This window comes from Acetobacterium tundrae, from assembly GCF_008086615.1.
In the GTDB taxonomy this organism is placed as follows: Bacteria; Bacillota; Clostridia; order Eubacteriales; family Eubacteriaceae; genus Acetobacterium; species Acetobacterium tundrae.
On record NZ_RXYB01000013.1, the window covers coordinates 47,983 to 66,719 of the forward strand.

General features: G+C 36.4%; 17 protein-coding genes and 3 other annotated features. Of the genes, 16 read left to right on the top strand and 1 reads right to left on the bottom strand.

The window, feature by feature from the left end:
• The first annotated feature begins 15 nt into the window (after positions 1–15).
• From ychF to FZC40_RS11175, 16 genes are all read left to right on the top strand, one after another.
• Positions 16–1,113 carry a redox-regulated ATPase YchF gene (ychF, locus tag FZC40_RS11100; RefSeq protein ID WP_148604314.1) on the top strand — a complete coding sequence of 366 codons (1,098 nt, stop codon included), beginning with the start codon at positions 16–18 and terminating at the stop codon, positions 1,111–1,113.
• A 23-nt stretch (positions 1,114–1,136) separates the two neighbouring features.
• Positions 1,137–2,846: a B12-binding domain-containing radical SAM protein gene (locus FZC40_RS11105; protein WP_148604316.1), complete on the top strand. Its 1,710-nt coding sequence runs from the start codon at positions 1,137–1,139 to the stop codon at positions 2,844–2,846.
• Between the two features lie 59 nt (positions 2,847–2,905).
• Positions 2,906–3,117, top strand: a binding site (T-box leader).
• A gap of 53 nt (positions 3,118–3,170) precedes the next feature.
• On the top strand, positions 3,171–5,087 hold the full coding sequence (gene thrS / locus FZC40_RS11110) for a threonine--tRNA ligase (RefSeq protein ID WP_148604319.1): 1,917 nt from the start codon (positions 3,171–3,173) through the stop codon (positions 5,085–5,087).
• 86 nt (positions 5,088–5,173) lie between these two features.
• Positions 5,174–5,416 (top strand) — a binding site (T-box leader).
• 89 nt (positions 5,417–5,505) lie between these two features.
• Positions 5,506–6,492: an ABC transporter substrate-binding protein gene (locus FZC40_RS11115; RefSeq protein ID WP_148604321.1), complete on the top strand. Its 987-nt coding sequence runs from the start codon at positions 5,506–5,508 to the stop codon at positions 6,490–6,492.
• A gap of 40 nt (positions 6,493–6,532) precedes the next feature.
• The gene (locus FZC40_RS11120) at positions 6,533–7,429 is read left to right on the top strand and encodes an ABC transporter permease (RefSeq protein WP_148604323.1); all 897 of its coding nucleotides are present in this window, start codon (positions 6,533–6,535) and stop codon (positions 7,427–7,429) included.
• Between the two features lies 1 nt (position 7,430).
• The gene (locus tag FZC40_RS11125; RefSeq protein WP_148604326.1) at positions 7,431–8,225 is read left to right on the top strand and encodes an ABC transporter ATP-binding protein; all 795 of its coding nucleotides are present in this window, start codon (positions 7,431–7,433) and stop codon (positions 8,223–8,225) included.
• Positions 8,226–8,357: 132 nt separating this feature from the next.
• Positions 8,358–8,954, top strand: a complete 597-nt coding sequence (gene infC, locus FZC40_RS11130; protein ID WP_207724274.1) for a translation initiation factor IF-3 — start codon at positions 8,358–8,360, stop codon at positions 8,952–8,954.
• A 113-nt stretch (positions 8,955–9,067) separates the two neighbouring features.
• Entirely contained in the window at positions 9,068–9,262 is a 195-nt protein-coding gene (gene rpmI / locus FZC40_RS11135; protein ID WP_148567099.1) for a 50S ribosomal protein L35, read from the top strand.
• Positions 9,263–9,286: 24 nt separating this feature from the next.
• Entirely contained in the window at positions 9,287–9,643 is a 357-nt protein-coding gene (rplT, locus tag FZC40_RS11140; protein WP_207724275.1) for a 50S ribosomal protein L20, read from the top strand.
• 132 nt (positions 9,644–9,775) lie between these two features.
• On the top strand, positions 9,776–11,182 hold the full coding sequence (locus FZC40_RS11145; RefSeq protein WP_279288735.1) for a TrkH family potassium uptake protein: 1,407 nt from the start codon (positions 9,776–9,778) through the stop codon (positions 11,180–11,182).
• A 15-nt stretch (positions 11,183–11,197) separates the two neighbouring features.
• Entirely contained in the window at positions 11,198–11,866 is a 669-nt protein-coding gene (locus tag FZC40_RS11150) for a potassium channel family protein (protein WP_148604330.1), read from the top strand.
• Between the two features lie 3 nt (positions 11,867–11,869).
• Complete coding sequence (locus tag FZC40_RS11155; protein ID WP_148604332.1) at positions 11,870–12,652, top strand: TrmH family RNA methyltransferase; 783 nt, start codon at positions 11,870–11,872, stop codon at positions 12,650–12,652.
• Positions 12,653–12,744: 92 nt separating this feature from the next.
• Positions 12,745–12,981, top strand: a binding site (T-box leader).
• Positions 12,982–13,028: 47 nt separating this feature from the next.
• Positions 13,029–14,051: a phenylalanine--tRNA ligase subunit alpha gene (pheS, locus tag FZC40_RS11160; protein WP_148604334.1), complete on the top strand. Its 1,023-nt coding sequence runs from the start codon at positions 13,029–13,031 to the stop codon at positions 14,049–14,051.
• Between the two features lie 12 nt (positions 14,052–14,063).
• Entirely contained in the window at positions 14,064–16,442 is a 2,379-nt protein-coding gene (gene pheT, locus FZC40_RS11165; protein ID WP_148604336.1) for a phenylalanine--tRNA ligase subunit beta, read from the top strand.
• 13 nt (positions 16,443–16,455) lie between these two features.
• Complete coding sequence (locus FZC40_RS11170; protein WP_148604339.1) at positions 16,456–17,340, top strand: DNA-processing protein DprA; 885 nt, start codon at positions 16,456–16,458, stop codon at positions 17,338–17,340.
• Positions 17,341–17,430: 90 nt separating this feature from the next.
• Complete coding sequence (locus FZC40_RS11175; RefSeq protein ID WP_207724286.1) at positions 17,431–17,991, top strand: cell division protein ZapA; 561 nt, start codon at positions 17,431–17,433, stop codon at positions 17,989–17,991.
• Between the two features lie 98 nt (positions 17,992–18,089).
• On the opposite strand, the gene lexA is transcribed toward FZC40_RS11175, so the two are convergent.
• Complete coding sequence (gene lexA, locus FZC40_RS11180) at positions 18,090–18,737, bottom strand: transcriptional repressor LexA (protein ID WP_148604341.1); 648 nt, start codon at positions 18,735–18,737, stop codon at positions 18,090–18,092.

The following is an 18,737-nucleotide window of genomic DNA, read 5'->3' on the forward strand; positions in this document are numbered from 1 at the left end:
TTAAGGAGATAATTTATGAAAATAGGAATTGTTGGTTTACCCAACGTTGGAAAAAGCACCATTTTTAATGCACTAACAAAGGCCGGAGCTGAATCAGCTAATTATCCGTTTTGCACCATCGATCCCAATATTGGAGTTGTTACTGTTCCTGATCCGCGATTAACTGTATTAGAAAAAATGTATGACTCAAGAAAAGTCGTTCCAACCACCATTGAATTTGTGGATATTGCAGGTCTTGTAAAAGGAGCCAGTAAAGGGGAAGGACTAGGTAATAAATTCTTATCCCATATTCGTGAAGTCGATGCAATTGCCCATGTTGTCCGTTGTTTTGAAGACGATAATGTGGTTCATGTTGAAGGTAAAATTGATCCTATTGATGATCTAGAAACTATTAATCTTGAACTGATATTTGCAGATATTGAAATTCTGGACCGACGTATTGATAAAAATAAAAAGCTCGCGAAAACAAATGCGCAGGAAAAAGCAAATGTAGAAATCGCATTGCGTCTGAGAGAAATTCTTGAAGGGGGTAAAATGCCCAATGAAAGTAATTTTGCTCCCGACGAGTGGGAATTTATTCAGACCCTTCAACTTATTTCAACCAAACCGGTTCTCTACATTGCCAATGTTTCTGAAGATGATTTGCTTGAAGATAATGAAATGGTCAAACGACTAAAAGCAACGATATCGGAAAATTATTCCGGTGAGCATAAGGAAATTATTAAGATTTCAGCTAAAATCGAGGAGGAAATTGCTCAGTTTGATGATGAAGAAAAAGCTGAATTTTTGGCCGAACTTGGTTTAGAGTCCTCTGGCCTTGATCAGGTCATTCAGGCAGGCTATAAGCTTTTGGGTCTGGTTACCTTTTTAACCGCCGGTCCTGATGAGTGTCGAGCCTGGACAGTCACCGAAGGAACCAAGGCCCCTCAGGCAGCTGGAAAAATCCACAGTGATATTGAACGTGGTTTTATCCGTGCAGAAATCACCAGCTATGATCAATTGATAGCGGCAGGTTCTGATGTAAAAGCCAAAGAAACAGGCATCACCCGAATTGAAGGAAAAGATTATATTATGAAAGATGGAGATGTCACCTTCTTTAGATTCAACGTTTAAACAAACTACCCTTGGAGGTTACCGTGAAAGATCTTGTCCTTGTTGCTATAAATGCAAAATATATTCATACAAATCTGGCCGTGCGCTCTTTAAAAGCTCAGCTTACTCAATTCGATGTGAAAATTATTGAGCTTTCCATCAACGATTCTTTGCATCGTATTGTTCAGCATTTATTAGCTACAGAGTCCAAAATCTACGGTTTTTCATGTTATATCTGGAATATGGAATTGATTCTTAAACTGGCGGAGATCGTAAAAAAAGCGCGGCCACATTCGAAAATATTATTGGGAGGGCCCGAGGTTAGCTTTGACTCACAAGTCCTTTTAAGCGATTATTGTTTTGTTGATTTGATTATTCAGGGAGAAGGAGAAACCAAACTTGGAAAGCTTCTTGAAGCGGAAGACACTGAAAATATATTTCATCAAATACCCGGACTTTGCTTTAGAAACCAGCTTGGGGGAATTAATACAAATTTAGACGAAAAACCGATTTTATTAGATCGTTTGTCCTTTCCCTATGCTCAGGAGGATTTGCCTAAACTTGAAAACAAAATCATCTATTATGAAACGATGCGTGGCTGTCCATTTTCCTGTTCTTATTGTCTGTCATCAACCATTCATGGTGTGGAGATGCTTTCTTTGAAACGAGTTTTCAAAGAAATTGATTTTTTTATTAACGCAAGTGTGAAACAGGTTAAACTTGTGGATCGCACCTTTAATTGTGATATGAAACGGGCAAAAGCAATTTTCAGGCATTTGATTTTTCGTGGCGGAAAGACGAATTTTCATTTTGAAATGACGGGAGATCTTATTGATGATGAAATGGTTCGAATTCTAAAAGAAGCATCTCCCGGGTTAATACAATTCGAAATTGGCGTTCAAAGTACTGATTCTACAACCTTAGAAGCCATTGGCCGAAAAATTAGTTTAACAAAAACAGAAGAAAATGTTCAAAAACTATTGGCGAATAAAAATATTCATATTCATTTGGATCTTATTGCGGGTTTGCCCTTTGAAACCTATGATATTTTCAAAACTTCCTTTAATCGCATTATTGCACTAGAACCGGACATGCTTCAGCTTGGATTTCTCAAGTGTTTAAAAGGGACCCGAATCCGTTTTGAGGAACAAATTCATGAATATAAGTATACCAAATTTCCACCTTATGAAATTATTTCCAATAAGTACATCAGCTGCGACGAAATTTATCGTCTCCGAGATATTGAAATGTTAGTTGATCGTTATTTCAACAGTGGTTCTTTTAAAAGAACCATGAGCTATATTTTAAAGAAGAAACTTTTCAAGTCAAGCTTTGATTTCTTTGAAAGCTTTTCATATTTTTGGACAACTCATGGTTATTATGACGCTGGAAAATCCAGAGATCAGCTTTTTGAAATACTCCTGGAATTTTTTAAGATTTGTGACTTAGGGGAGCAATTAGCTGAATGGGTTAAGTTTGATTTTCTTAACTTGGGAACAATGAAAATTCCGGAATATATGAAGGATACCGCACCCGAAAAAGAATGGCTTTTTGATTTTTTAAAAAGCCCGGCTAACATTGCCCGCTATTTACCGGAATATATCAATTTACCTGCAAAAAAAATCTTTGCTAAAGTAAAATTCCAACGTTTTTCTAGTGAGTTTATTCATCATTTAACCGGAATTGCCATTTCTGAAAATAATTCGGATCGTCTGATTATTTTTAAAGAAAAAACCTATCAGTTAATGGAATAATTTTCTTAAAAGTATTGATTCTTTTTTTCAGAAAGGATATAATTAAAAATATTAAATAATAAAAGATGTTGATAAGGACGAGTAAATTATATTATTGTTTCAGAGAGTAGGCAACTTGGCTGTGATTGCTTAGACAAAAGATGATTGAAAACCACCTTGGAGTTAAGACCTGAAAATAGTAGGGTTTTTCGGAGCTGACCGTTATCCAGAACTTAAGTGGATTCATAGCTATGGATCAAATTGGGTGGAACCACGTACATGCGTCCCTTTGTTTTTACAAAGGGTCTTTTTTTATTTAAGAACAGAATCAAAAAGGAGATAGAAATGATTGCTATTACATTAAAAGATGGATCCATAAAGACTTATGAACCCGGAATTACCGTACTTGAAGTTGCCAATGACATTAGCACAGGTCTTGCAAAAAATACCCTTGCAGGAGAACTTAATGGGAAATTAGTGGATGTTCGCCAATCGATCACCGAAGATTCCACATTAAATTTGTTGAAATTTGAAGATGAAGGTGGTAAACATGCATTTTGGCATACTGGCTCCCATTTGCTTGCCCAAGCCATTAAGCGTCTTTATCCTCAGGTAAAGCTTGCCATTGGGCCGGCTATCGACAATGGCTTCTATTATGATATCGATATTGATGTTATCATCACACCTGAAATAATGGAAAAAATTGAAAAGGAAATGGGGAAAATTGTCAAAGAAGGTTTGGCACTCAATCGCTATGAGCTCAGCCGTGATGAAGCGCTTGCCAAGGTAAATAAAGAAGGTGAGACATACAAAGCTGAATTGATTGAAAACCTTCCTGAAGATGCTATTATCAGTTTTTATTCACAAGGAGAATTTTCTGATCTTTGTGCCGGACCTCATATTCAAAATTTAAGTCCGATCAAAGCTATTAAACTTTTAAGCCTTGCCGGTGCATATTGGCATGGAGATGAAAAGAATAAAATGCTTCAACGAATCTACGGGATTGCTTTTCCTAAGAAAAGCCAATTGGAAGAGTATTTAACCTTATTAGAGGAAGCTAAAAAGCGCGATCACCGTAAATTGGGAAAAGAACTTGATCTCTTTTCACTGCATGAAGAAGGTCCCGGTTTCCCGTTCTTCCACCCTAAAGGTGTGATTGTTCGGAATGAATTGGAAAATTTCTGGCGACAAGAACATCAGCGCAGGGGCTATCAGGAAATAAAAACCCCAACGATTCTTAATTCCGATCTTTGGAAACGCTCCGGACATTGGGATCACTACAAGGAAAATATGTATTTCACTGAAATTGATGAGAGTGAATATGCGATTAAACCGATGAACTGTCCCGGCGGAATGTTGGTTTATAAAACGAAAGGTCATTCTTATCGCGATTTGCCATTAAAAATGGGAGAACTGGGTCTGGTTCATCGACATGAACTTCATGGTGCTCTTCATGGACTGATGCGGGTTCGTGCGTTCACCCAGGATGATGCCCATATCTTTATGACCCCGGATCAAATTGAGGAAGAAGTTATTAATGTCATTGATTTGGCTGATGATATTTATAAAATATTCGGATTTAGCTACAAAGTTGAGTTATCAACGAAACCTGAAAATTCCATTGGATCTGATGAAGTATGGGAAACTGCAACTGAAGCATTAAGAAAAGCTTTAGAGAAAAAAGGAATTGATTATCGCATTAATCCTGGCGATGGCGCTTTTTACGGTCCTAAAATTGACTTTCATTTGGAAGATAGTTTGGGACGTACCTGGCAATGTGGAACCATCCAACTAGATTTTCAAATGCCGGAACTCTTTGATCTTAATTATATTGGACCTGATGGTGAAAAACATCGACCCGTTATTATTCACCGCACAATATTTGGCAGTATTGAACGATTCTTTGGTATTATCATTGAACACTTTGCAGGTAAATTCCCTGTTTGGTTAGCCCCTGTTCAGGTAATGATTATTCCGGTTGCTGATGTCCATCATGATTTTGCAAAAAATGTCGCTGGTGAACTTTCTGCCATTGGTATTCGAACATCAGTTGATACGCGTGATGAAAAATTAGGTTACAGAATACGTGATGCACAAATGCAAAAAACACCTTATATGCTGGTTGTAGGCGATAAGGAAGCTGCAGGCGGTGATTTAGCACTGCGGGTTCGTGATAGTGGAGATGTCAGCCTCATCAGTCTGGAAGATTTGAAGAAAAAATTAACTGAGAAGATTATAACTAAATCATTAACATTGGATTAATAATTCAAGCAAAGCATATCAAATAAATGTTTTTTCTTATAATAACAGTTGACAAAAACAGTGATGATAAATATAATAAAAAATATTATAAAGTTATGACCTAGAACAAGTAGCTGTATGAAGATCCTTATAGAGAGCTTTCGGTAGGTGTGAGGAAGTAGGATATGTACGGTGAATACATCTTGAGAGCTGCATACCGAATGGCAATTGCCCTGTAGGCTATGTCGGATTCCAACCGTTATTGTGGAGAAGCGATGTTAGTTGCTTGCTGAGATAAATGTGTAAACATTGAAAACTAGGTGGTACCGCGAATTATATTCGTCCCTGTTATACAGGGACGTTTTTTTTGTAAATAAAAACAATTCAACCGATTTAGGTTTGATTGAATATATATTATTAAATAAAATGGAGGAAAGAAATGAAAAAGTATGGAAAAGGAATAATAATTGTTCTTCTCGCTATGTCAATGGTTGCATTAGGAGCAGGTTGTACAAGCAGTGAAAAAAGCTCAAATTCAGCAAACTTCAAGATTGGAATTATTCAGTATATGGATCACGTTGCGCTGGATTCTTCCCGGGAAGGATTTGTTGCCGCTTTGGCAGATAATGGCTATAAAGATGGTAATAATATTACCATTGATTTGCAGAATGCTCAAGGAGACCAAAGTAACCTTGCAACGATCTGTGATCGTTTTGTCAGCAACAAAGAAGATTTAATTTTGGCCATTGCAACCCCTGCTACCCAAGCTATCGCCGGAAAAACCACGGAGATTCCAATTCTGGCAACTGCTGTTACCGATTATGAATCTGCTCGATTAGTTAATTCCAATGATGCTCCGGGAGGAAATGTCAGTGGTACATCAGACATGAATCCCATTAAAGAACAAATTGATTTGTTGGTTAAATTAGTACCAACAGCTAAAACTGTCGGGGTGATCTATACTTCAAGCGAAGTAAATTCAGTCTTACAAGCAAGTATTGCAAAAAAAGCGATTGAAGCGTTAGGCCTTAAATATGTTGAAGTAACTATTTCCAATTCAAACGACGTTCAGCAGGCAACTCAAACCATCGTTGGCCAGTGTGATGCTATTTATATTCCAACAGATAATGTATTGGCTTCAGCTATGCCTCAGGTACAAAGCGTAACTTCTGTATCTAAAACACCAGTAATCTGTGGTGAATCTTCAATGGTTGAATCTGGAGGATTAGCAACATTAGGTATCAATTACTACGATTTAGGATATCAAACGGGCTTGATGGCTGTTAAGGTTATTAAAGGTGAAGCTAAACCGGCTACTATGCCAATTGAAACGGCAACAAAATTTGATTTTACAATCAATGGCGCTGTAGCAGAACAGCTAGGCATTACTATACCAGCGGATCTTCAACAGTATGTAACTAAATAAGAGTTATTCATTATAATTTAATACAGAAAGAGGAAAAAAAATGTTACAAATTTTACTAGGCGCCATTTCGCTAGGTCTCATATGGGCAATACTGACAATCGGCGTTTATATTACATTTAGAATTCTTGATATTGCCGATATGACAGTTGAGGGAAGTATCGCTATGGGAGCGGCCATTGCAGCAACGTCGATAAGTAACGGCATGAGCCCCTATATGGCTACATTCTTGGCTTTGTTGGGGGGGATGGCGGCAGGTTTTGTAACCGGATTTCTTCATACGAAACTTAAAATACCAGCATTGCTGGCTGGTATTTTAACGATGATTTCCTTGTATTCTATCAATTTGCTTATTATGGGAAAAGCTAACCTGTCGCTTCTGCGCATGAATACTGTTTACACGCCCTTGGAAAATTTAGGGTTGAGCACTACTAATGCAGTGATGCTGTTTGCCTTTCTTAGCGTATTGATTATCAGCGGCATCATTTATTGGTTCTTTGGCACAGAAATTGGTTGTGCTATTAGAGCTACCGGAAATAACTCACAAATGGCTCGTGCCCAGGGAATTAATACCAATAACATGATTACGCTTGGCTTGGTCATCAGCAATGGTTTAGTGGCACTTTGTGGAGCATTGATCGCCCAAAGTCAAAGTTTTGCAGATGTGCAAATGGGAATTGGATCCATTGTTATCGGTTTGGCATCAGTCATTATTGGAGAAGTTATTTTTGGCAAACGGAACTTTCTCAATTGCCTTATTTCTCTAGTGCTTGGTGCCATAACCTATCGTATCATCATTGCTTTAGTATTAAAGATGGGTATGCCTGCCAATGATTTAAAACTATTTACTGCCATAACCGTTGCCATTGCATTGTCTTTGCCAGTGTTTAAATCATATCTCCGTCCCATTAAAAGATCCATAAAAGGAGGAGATCTATAAAATGTTGACAATTAAAGAAATCACAAAAATCTTCAATGAAGGAACTGTTAATGAGAATATTGCTTTGTCCAATTTCAGCCTTACTCTAGAAGAGGGAGATTTTGTAACAGTAATTGGAGGAAATGGCGCAGGAAAGTCCACCTTGCTTAATTGCGTAGCTGGCGTATACGGAATCAATCAGGGCTCTATCCTGATTGGTGAAAGAGATGTCACAAAACTACCTGAATATAAACGGGCAGAAGTTATTGGCCGGGTGTTTCAAGATCCAATGAAGGGCACTGTTGCCGATATGGGCATCGAAGAAAATTTAGCCCTCGCTTACCGTCGTGGAAAGTTTCGCGGGTTAGGCTGGGGTATCAGTAACAAAGAACGACAAATCTACAAAAATTACTTAAGTCATTTGGAGTTGGGTTTGGAAGATCGTTTAAGTGATAAGGTTGGCCTTTTGTCTGGTGGTCAAAGACAAGCATTAACCCTTTTAATGGCAACACTAAAAAAACCCAGACTGTTACTTTTAGATGAACATACTGCTGCACTTGATCCTAAAACTGCCGAAAAGGTTTTAAAGCTGAGCGACCAATTTGTCAAAGATGGTAACTTAACAACCTTGATGGTTACTCACAATATGCGTCATGCCATTGAGCATGGAAACCGTTTGATCATGATGCATGAAGGAAAAGTTATTTTAGATATCAAGGGTAAAGAAAAAAAAGATCTGACGGTGGAAAATCTGCTAAAACGTTTTGGCCAAGCCAGCGGTGAAGAATTTGCAAATGATCGTGCTTTGCTTTCATAACTGATTTAGCAACTTTACTAAAAGAATAAAAAAATGATTGACAAAAGAATAAAACGAACGTATAATATTCAAGTAACAAAGTAGAGGAATTACACTTCTCACCTCATTTCTTATGGGAATAGGTAAATATGTATGAACAATGTTCGTAAGTATTTTTGCAGGTGGAGTGTATCTACCTGCAATTTTTATATATGGAGGTATATTACTATTAGCAAAGATGTTCAACACGAAATTAATAACGAGATCCGTGATCGCGAAATCCGTGTAATTGATGAAGCAGGTGAAATGTTAGGAGTTATGAATACAAAAGATGCCCTACAATTAGCCGAAGAAAAAAATTTGGATCTAGTAAAAGTTTCGCCAAATGCCAAACCGCCGGTTTGTAAGATTCTTGACTACGGAAAATTTCGATATGAAGAAATTCAACGATTAAAGGAAGCTAAAAAAAATCAAAAAGCTGTGGTTATTAAAGAAATTCGTATGTCGGTTAGAGTCGAAGAACATGATATTAATGTCAAACTTAAAAATTGCATCAAATTTTTAGAACAAGGTAACCGAGTTAAAGTAGCTATTCGTTTTCGAGGTCGCGAAATGGCTTATACAGAACAGGGAAAAGGCGTATTGCTTGATTTTGCTGTACGTGTTGCCGATATCGCAGTGGTTGAAAAGCAACCTAAGATTGAGGGTCGAAACATGGTTATGTATTTAGCCCCTAAAAAAGATAAGTAAGTTGTAGTTGTTAATTGAGTATATCTGTTGTAATGACTTGGATTACATAGACTTGGATTTCTCGGATATAGTTTATTATAAAAGATACCTTGTACAGGGAGGAGGAAATAGTTATGCCAAAAATGAAAACACACCGTGGAGCTGCAAAGCGTTTTAAAATAAAAAAATCAGGTGTTATTAAACGGTTTAAGGCTGGGAAAAGCCATATTCTTAATAAGAAGAGCCGTAAGAGAAAAAGAAATCTTAGAAAAGCAACAGGTTTAGCACCTGGTGATGCTAAGGTTGTAAAGAAAATGATTAAAAGATAATTTTGAAGATAGGAGGAATTAATAATGCGAATAAAAAAAGGCGTTAACGCCAAAAGAAAACATAAAAAAATACTTAAACTTGCAAAAGGCTATTATGGCGCTAAAAGTAAGTTGTACCGATCAGCAAATGAAGCCGTTATGCGAGCACTCAGATCTTCATATGTCGGTCGTAAAGAAAAGAAACGAAATTTTAGAAGACTTTGGATTACCAGAATCAATGCTGGAACAAGAATGTATGACTTAAGCTATAGCAAATTCATGTTTGGCTTGAAGCAGGCAGGTGTTGAAATTGATCGTAAAATCTTAGCAGATTTGGCTATGAATGATGCCGATGCTTTTAAAGACTTAGTGGATATCTCTAAGAAAAACTTGAACCAATAAAACTAAATAAAACTTCTCAATGTAGTTCCATACTTGGGAAGTTTTTTTATTGTAGATTATTCTTGCTTTTTTAAATTATAGTGTTAGAATTATGTATGGTCGCATGAAATTTGTAATTCTAGAACATATATATTGGTGACCATATACGTTGGAGATAATACAATGGTAGAAAAGAAACGTCGGAGTTTCAAGTATTTTTTGGGTCATCGTTCACCGACCGAAATATTAATTTGTGGATTTGCCCTTTTAATTTTATGTGGAACATGCTTATTGATGCTTCCAATTTCTTCACGATCGGGTGAAGGAACCGCTTTTATCAATGCGCTCTTCACTGCAACATCTTCAGTATGTGTGACTGGATTAGTCGTTGTGGATACTGGCACCTATTGGAGCGTTTTTGGACAAACAGTGATGTGTGTTTTGGTAGAAATCGGTGGTTTGGGCTTTATGTCATTCGCTACAATGTTTTTTGTCCTAGCAGGAAAGCGAATCACAATTAAGGATCGGATTCTAATCCAATCATCAGTAAATATGGATTCACTTTCAGGTATTGTGAAATTCGTCAAATATATTTTCTTCTCATCCATTATTATTCAAACCGTTGGAGCTTTGCTTTTAGCTTTAGTTTTTGTTCCGGATTTTGGTCTTGCAACAGGGATTGGTTACAGTGTTTTTCATTCGGTTACTTCTTTCTGTAACGCCGGTTTTGATTTAATGGGTAATTTCAAAAGCTTTACTGGTTATGCTGATAATTATTTACTCAATATTGTCATTTGCTCTTTAATTGTTTTAGGGGGACTTGGTTTTGCCGTTACCAGCGATTTGATCTATGTCCGTAAATTTAAAAAAATGAGCATGCATTCAAAGGTTGTTCTCATTTCCACTGGATTTTTATTGGTCTTCGGTTTTATTTTCTTTATTATTTTTGAATTCAATAATCCGAAAACTATGGGGAATTTATCCCTACATGGAAAATTTCTAGCTTCTTTTTTCCAATCGGTTACGCCAAGAACCGCTGGCTCTAATACCATCGATATCGCTGGATTGACTGAGCCATCGATATTTTTAACCATATTGCTCATGTTTATTGGAGCATCTCCTGGTTCTACCGGAGGTGGTGTCAAAACAACTACAGTTGCAGTTCTTTTAATGACGGTCGGTTCAGTTCTTAAAGGGAAGAAAGATGTTGTCGTATTTAAAAGAACAATCCTTGGCCCAGTTATTCGCCGTTCGCTTTCTGTTCTTGTCATCGCAGTAGGGCTTGTTTTTTTTATGATTTTTGTATTATTATGCACAGAACCCGGAGCTCCTTTTGATGCAGTTGTTTTTGAGGTGATGTCCGCTTTTGGTACCGTTGGTCTAACAATGGGATTGACCCCAAATTTATCGGGTGCCGGGAAGATCGCCATTAGTCTTACCATGTTTATTGGCCGATTAGGGCCACTAACGATCGCCTATGCAATCTCGCGAAGTGAAAAACATTCGCGTGAAAATGTTGGAAATATTAAATTACCTGAAGGTAACATTATGATTGGCTAGAGAAGGAGTATTATATTGAAAGAAAAACAGTTTGCGGTCCTGGGTTTGGGACGTTTTGGTGAAGCACTGGCCATCACTCTTAGTGAGTTAGGCTGTAATGTTGTTGTTGTCGATAAAGATGAAGAAAAAATTCAAAATATTGCAAACTTGGTAACTTATGCAGTTCAGGCGGATGTTACTGATATTAATGCGTTAAAATCCATCGGTATAAAAAATGTTGACGCCATTGTTATTTCCATTACATCAGATATTAACAGCAGTATTATGGGAATTGTAAACGCTCAAGAACTTGGCATAAAAGAAATATATGGAAAAGCAAATACCGCTCAGCATGAAAAAGTCCTGTTGAAACTCGGAGTAAAAAAAGTTTTTTCTCCTGAACGTGATATGGGTGAACGTGTTGCGCATAATTTATTTTCTGGAGATTCTGTTGATATCTTAGAACTTGACACCAATCATTCCATTGTCGAAATTGATATTTTGCATGCATGGGAAGGTAAGACATTGGAACAGCTTGATTTAAGAACACAGTATGGTATGAATGTCATTGCAATTCGCTCGCTTGATGTACTAAATGCTGCTCCGCTCGCAACTGATATTATTAATACTGGCGATAAACTTATTGTCATGAGTGAGAACCATTCAATCAATGAAATTAATAAGCTGTCTCGAAAAGATAAGTAAAAAATGCACATTGAGATTAATTCTAAAAACAATGAACAGCTTAAATATCTGCGTAAACTTGGAAATAAATCATTTAGAGATCATGAAAATACTTTCTTTATTGAAGGAACGAAGCTTTTTTTAGAAGCATTTGCTAGTCATTTGAATTTTCGTCAAGTGTTTATAACTCAACAATGGCTAGAAACACAGGATGCTCTTATAAAAGATGCATTGGACTTACTAACAACACAGGAAATTCCTGTTTTTATGGTTAAAGAAACTATTTTTAATTCAATTTCAACCATGAAACAGCCTGAAGGCATTATCTGTACCCTTAATAAAATGTCTTATCCAAAAGCTGATTATGGAAGCTATATTCTTCTTGAGGATATTCAGGATCCTTATAATGTCGGTACAATTATCAGAACAGCCGATGCTGCAGGAATAAACTGCGTCATCACCTCCCTGAAAACCGCTGATATCTATAACGAAAAGGTACTTCGTGGATCCATGGGTTCGGTCTTTCATTTGCCAATTTATCAGGTTGAGTCATTAACAGAATATGCAATAGCTCTTAAAAACGAAAAGGTTCAACTTATCGGTACTTCACTTAATGGGACGTCATTATGGCATCGAGATCCTATAAATATGCCTTTTGCGCTTGTGATGGGGAATGAATCCCGGGGAATGTCTTCAGAGTTAATGAATCTTTGTGATGTTCTATTGAAAATCCCAATTCTCGGTAAAGCTGAATCTCTCAATGTTGCTACTGCTGCAGGGATTATCATGTACGATATTTCAAAATAATTGAATCAAATTTACAATAAATGAATAATTCTTCTTTTTTAAAGACAATGACGGTAAAAGAAGATATAATATAGTTATCCAATTCAATAAGATTAAAAATGATGAAAGAGCAAGTAAGTAAATATCGAACATTGCAGAGAAATAAATCCTTGGCTGAAAGATTTTATGTTTGAATTTATTGAAGTTCCCTCTGGAGTTTTAGAAGTGAAAATCGATTAAAGCAGACCTTTAATGATGTTTAATTTCTAACGTTGATTGCGTTAAAATTGTGAGTGAATACAAATCAGTATTAATTTAAGGTGGTACCGCGGAATTATTTCGTCCTTTTTCATAAGGGCGTTTTTTTATTTTGGATATTAACAAAAAGGAGATATAAATGGAATTAGAAATTAAGCTAATAAGAGATCATTGTTTAGCAGATCTCAATGAAGTTGAAGAATTAAAAGCCCTTGATAATGTAAGAATTAAATATTTAGGGAAAAAGGGCGCATTAACGATTGCATTAAAAGGAATGGGAAAACTTTCCAGTGAGGAACGACCCATCATCGGTAAATTAGCCAATGAAATCAGAGAAGAAATCGAACAAAATATCACTCAGCAAAAACAAGCGCTTGAACAAAAAGAAATGGAAGCTCAAATACGGGAAGAAGTGATCGATGTTTCACTGCCAGGGAAAAAACATCTGTCAGGAAACCTTCATCCTTTAACAACAACCATTAACGAATTAAAAGAAATATTCTTAGGTATGGGATTTACAATTGAGGAAGGTCCGGAAATTGAGTGGACAAAATATAATTTCGATTACCTGAACGTACCAAAAGAACATTCAGCACGTGATTTACAGGATACTTTCTACTATAAAGATGATATTGTGCTTCGCACCCAAACATCCCCGGTTCAGGTTCGGGTTATGCAGGAAAGAAAACCACCACTGCGCATGATTTCTCCCGGCCGAGTTTATCGTACTGACGAAGTAGATGCTACACATTCACCTGTTTTTCATCAAATGGAAGGCCTTGTGATTGACAAAGGGATCACCATGGGCGATCTTAAAGGAACCTTGGATTTGTTTGCAAAAAAATTATTTGGCGAACAGACAAAAACAAAATTCAGACCGCATCAATTCTATTTTACAGAACCAAGCGCTGAAATGGATGTCACATGTTTTAAATGTGGTGGCGTAGGTTGTAAGGTTTGTAGCAATACCGGTTGGATCGAAGTACTGGGATGTGGAATGGTTCATCCTAATGTCCTGAAAGCATGCGGGATTGATCCTGATGTATATAGCGGCTTTGCTTTTGGATTGGGCCTTGATCGTATCGCCATAACAAAATATGGGATCACTGATTTGCGGCTGTTATTCGAAAATGACTTGCGTTTTTTATCACAATTTAAATAGGAGGATCCTTAAATGTTAGTTTCACTTAATTGGTTAAAAGAATACGTTGATATAAATATCGCTCCCTATGACTTCGGTGAAGTGCTTACCATGTCAGGAACAAAAGTTGAAACCTTAACAGTGGTTTCAGAAAATGTTTCCAATATTCTGACAGGGAAGATTTTAAAAATAGAGCAGCACCCAAATGCAGACAAACTGGTGGTTTGTACCGTTGACATAGGCACTGATGAACGAATTATTGTCACCGCTGCAAAAAATGTTTTTGAAGGCGCTGTTGTACCGGTGGCTGTAGATGGTGCAGTTACTGCCAATGGTACAGAAATCGGGACCAGTGACTTCCGAGGAGTATTATCCTATGGCATGTTTTGCTCCATTGAAGAACTTGGTATGAATGCTGATTTATTTTCAAAAGAAATTATGGAAGGTATTTATATCTTACCTGCAAACACACCCTTGGGAATGGATGTCAGAAAACTACTTTGGCTTGATGACGTTATTATTGATGTCGAACTTACTGCCAACCGTTCAGACTGCCAATCCATCGTCGGTATTGCAAAAGAATCGGCCGCGGCCCTCGATCTGCCGATACGAGACTTTAAAATCTATACTAAAGATGAAAAAAGAAATGATATTTCAAACTATCTAGCTGTAAAAGTAGAAAACGAAGCATGCTCTCGGTATGTCGCTAAATTACTTAAAGTGAAAAAAGTTGAGCCATCTCCCTTGTGGATACAGGTTAAACTCATGAACAGCGGGGTTCGTCCCATCAATAATATTGTAGATGTGACCAATTATGTGATGCTTGAGTTGGGACAGCCTCTACACGCTTTTGATTATGAGAGTTTAAAGTCAAAGGAAATCGTGGTTAAGACCACTAATGATAAAAAAATAATTACACTTGATAATAAAGAACGCAATATTAATGATTCCATGTTGATGATTACCAATGGCAGCATTCCAGTTGCTATTGCGGGAGTTATGGGCGGCGAAAACTCTGAAATCACTGATAATACTAGTGTGATTGTTTTGGAATCAGCTTGCTTTTATAAAAATAGTGTCCGTTTAACATCTAAACAATTGGGTCTTCGAACAGAAGCTTCATCACGTTTTGAAAAAGGTGTCGATCCTGAGTTAGCAAACATTGCAGCACTCAGAGCTACTTATCTGCTAGAAGAAATTGGTGCTTGCGAAGTCATAGAAGGCATTATCGATGTTTATCCTCAACCGGTATCACCTAAGAAACTATCTCTGGATATTGATTGGGTTAACGCCTTTATTGGTATATCCGTATCTGAAGATGCCGTTGCCAATATGCTCAAGCGATTATTTTTCACTGTTAAAAGTTGCGCGAGCGGTAAATTAGAAATTGAAGTTCCTAGTTTTAGACAAGATATTGAAGGAAAACAAGATTTAGCTGAAGAAGTTGCCCGAATGTTTGGTTATGATAATATTCCCAGCACGATTATGGGTGGGGAAACAATGATTGGTGGAAAGACACCGATTCAAAAGTATGAAGATGCAATCAAAAATATCTTAGTGGGTCAAGGATATTATGAAACCCTCACCACTTCATTTACCAGCGAGAAGCGCTTAATCGCTTTAAATTCATATTTAGAAGAAGAGCTTATTCGGTTAGTCAATCCTCTTGGTGAAGAGAATAGTATTATGCGTCATACATTAATCGGTCATCAATTGGAGGTCATTTCATTAAACTATAACCGAAAAAATCCTTCTGGCCGTTTCTTTGAACTTGCGAATACTTACCATAAGTCGGAGGCACCTGACGAACTCCCTAGAGAAGAGAAAATGTTGGTTATCAGTACCTATGGCAGTGATGATTATTTTGAGTTAAAAGGCATGGTAGAACTTTTATTAACTCATTCCGGTATCAATCATCCAACATTCATTGCTGGGGGATCTGATTTCTTACATCCTGGACGAAAATCAGTAGTTTATGTTGATGATGTAAGACTGGGAGAAATCGGTGAAATTCATCCATCAGTTGTTAAAAATTACGATCTTCCCAAAAGGTGTTATGTTTGCGAATTGTCTTTCAAGGCTTTGTATGAATCTTGTGTCACGGATATAAAATTCATTGATCTGCCGAAATTCCCGGCATCAAATCGGGATTTAGCCATTCAGTTAAAGGCAGACATTCCAGCATCATCGGTTGAAACAATTATTCGAAAAAACAGTGGTGATATTCTTGAAAGCATTGAATTATTTGATGTTTATACCGGTGAACAAATTCCTGAAAACTTCAAAAGTCTTGCTTACGCACTAAATTTCAGACACCATGAGAGAACCCTTAACGATGACGACATTAACCCTGTGATTGAGAAGATTCTTGAAGAGTTGAATAGTTCATTAGATGCTCAAATTCGGGAATAAGAGATGATGCATTGTGAATAAGATTGATTTCAATCGAAATATTATTGCTCTTTTACAACTTAAAGGAGTTGGGCGTCAGAAAATTAAAATGCTGATGCAAATGATCAACCAGCCACAATGCTTATCCTTTAAAGAACTCATCGAGATTGGCCAAATGTTTCACTTAATATCTCCGGATATTGATCTTAAAGCGCAAAATAATTCAATTGCTTATGCAAATAAAGTTATTGAAACCAGTGCCAAGTATAAAATAAAATTGGTGTCATCCTTCGATGAAAATTTTCCAGCATCACTGGATTTCAAAGATTCTCCAGTGATGCTGTACTACCAGGGTAATTTAGAATTATTAAATCATAATAGACGCGCTGCAGTCATTGGTAGTAGAAATCCAACGCCAGCGGGAGCTGAATTTTCTTTTGAGTCCGGCAAGTTTTTAGCAACGGAAAATTTTGTTGTCATTAGTGGGTTAGCAACCGGATGTGATTATTATGGACATCTGGGATGTCTGAGTACTGGTGGAAAAACAATTGCTTTTCTACCAGCTGGATTGATAAATATTTATCCTATCGAAAACAAACCCCTTGCTGAGAAAATTCTGGTAAATGACGGTTGTATTTTATCAGAGTACACTCCTTTTGAAAATCCCCAGCCCTACAGATTTATTGAAAGAGATCGACTTCAAAGTGCCAGCAGTATGTTTGTCATTGTATCAACTTTTTCATGTGGAAGCGGCACCATTCACACCCTGAATTTTGCAAAGCAATATAATAAAAAGATTTTTTCTATACCCGCCATTTTTGATGAATCAAAAGATGCTTTTAATAAATTAAACCAAAAGAAAATACTATTTGAAATTTATGAAAAAGATAAGCTGCACAACTTAATTACAAATTATTAATAAATCATTTGTAATTTTTCAACATATTACATATAATAGTATACAATAGATGACGTATACGTTAATTTAATTTATTACAGGAGGAAAAAAATGCCTGAACATACTATAATAGAGTTACGAATATTAGATACAGATTTCAATTTAAAGGCAACTGGAAATGAAGAACATATTAGGCATATATCCGATTATGTCAATAGTGAACTCGAACGGGTCAAAACAGCTAATCCTTTTACCAATCATATTCGCATTGCCATTCTTGGTTGTATGAATATTACAGAAAAGCTATTAAATGCTGAAGAAGCTGTCAAAAATAGTGAAGAAGCAAAAATAAATGAAATTGGCGAAATTAATCTTGTTCGAGAAGAATTAGATACAACAAAAAACACTTTGACAGAAGAAAAAAATAAATATGCAGCTTTACTTGAGGAAAAAGAACTGTTGCAAAAAGAAATGGACGAAAAAGATGATTTGCTCGCTCAATATCGAGAACATTTAAGACAAAGCAAAGTAGAAAGTGAAACGAGTCGAAAAACAATTTTAGACTTACAAAACCAACTTTTTGAAAGCCAAATTGAATTGGTGAAAGCTAATAAGAACCATATTGAAAAAGATATATTTAAGAGCATTGAAGACAAAATTAAGGTTGATTAAACAGAAATAGATACAATCAAAACTAAAGGCCAACAATACTGTTGGCCTTTAGTTTTGATTGTATCTGCATTTTACGATATTATTAATCTATTGTTGATTTATTGCTGAATTTTTCGAATTAATCCAGTCACTTTTCCCATTAATTTTATCTCTTGTTCGTCATAAATAAATGGATCCATGGTTGAATTTTCAGGTTGAAGACGAATATGATTTTTTTCGTAGAAAATTCTTTTAACCGTTGCTTCATTATTTTCAATAATCAGTACAACCACAATATCACCGTTTTTTGCATTTTCCTGCTTTCTAACAATAATTTTATCCCCATTTAAAATTCCAGCACCAATCATGCTGGTACCTTTAACTTCAAGAATAAATGATTCATCATTTCCAATAAAATCTAATGGGAGGGGAAAGACATCACTAACATTTTCTAATGCCAAAATAGGTTCACCGGCTGTCACACAACCTAAAATGGGAAGGGATATGATGGTTTTCTGTTCAAAGCAATTGGAAAATGATTCATTCGGATCATGTCGTAATACTTCAATTGCACGAGTTTTTGTGGAATCACGTTTGATATAACCTAATTCTTCCAATTTTTTTAAATAAGCATGAGCTGTGGAGGTTGATTTCAAATTAACTCCTGCACACATTTCACGTACCGAAGGGGGATAGCTTTTTTCTCGCAGTTGGTTTTCAATAAATCTTAGTATTTCATACTGCTTATTATTTAAATCCTCGTACAT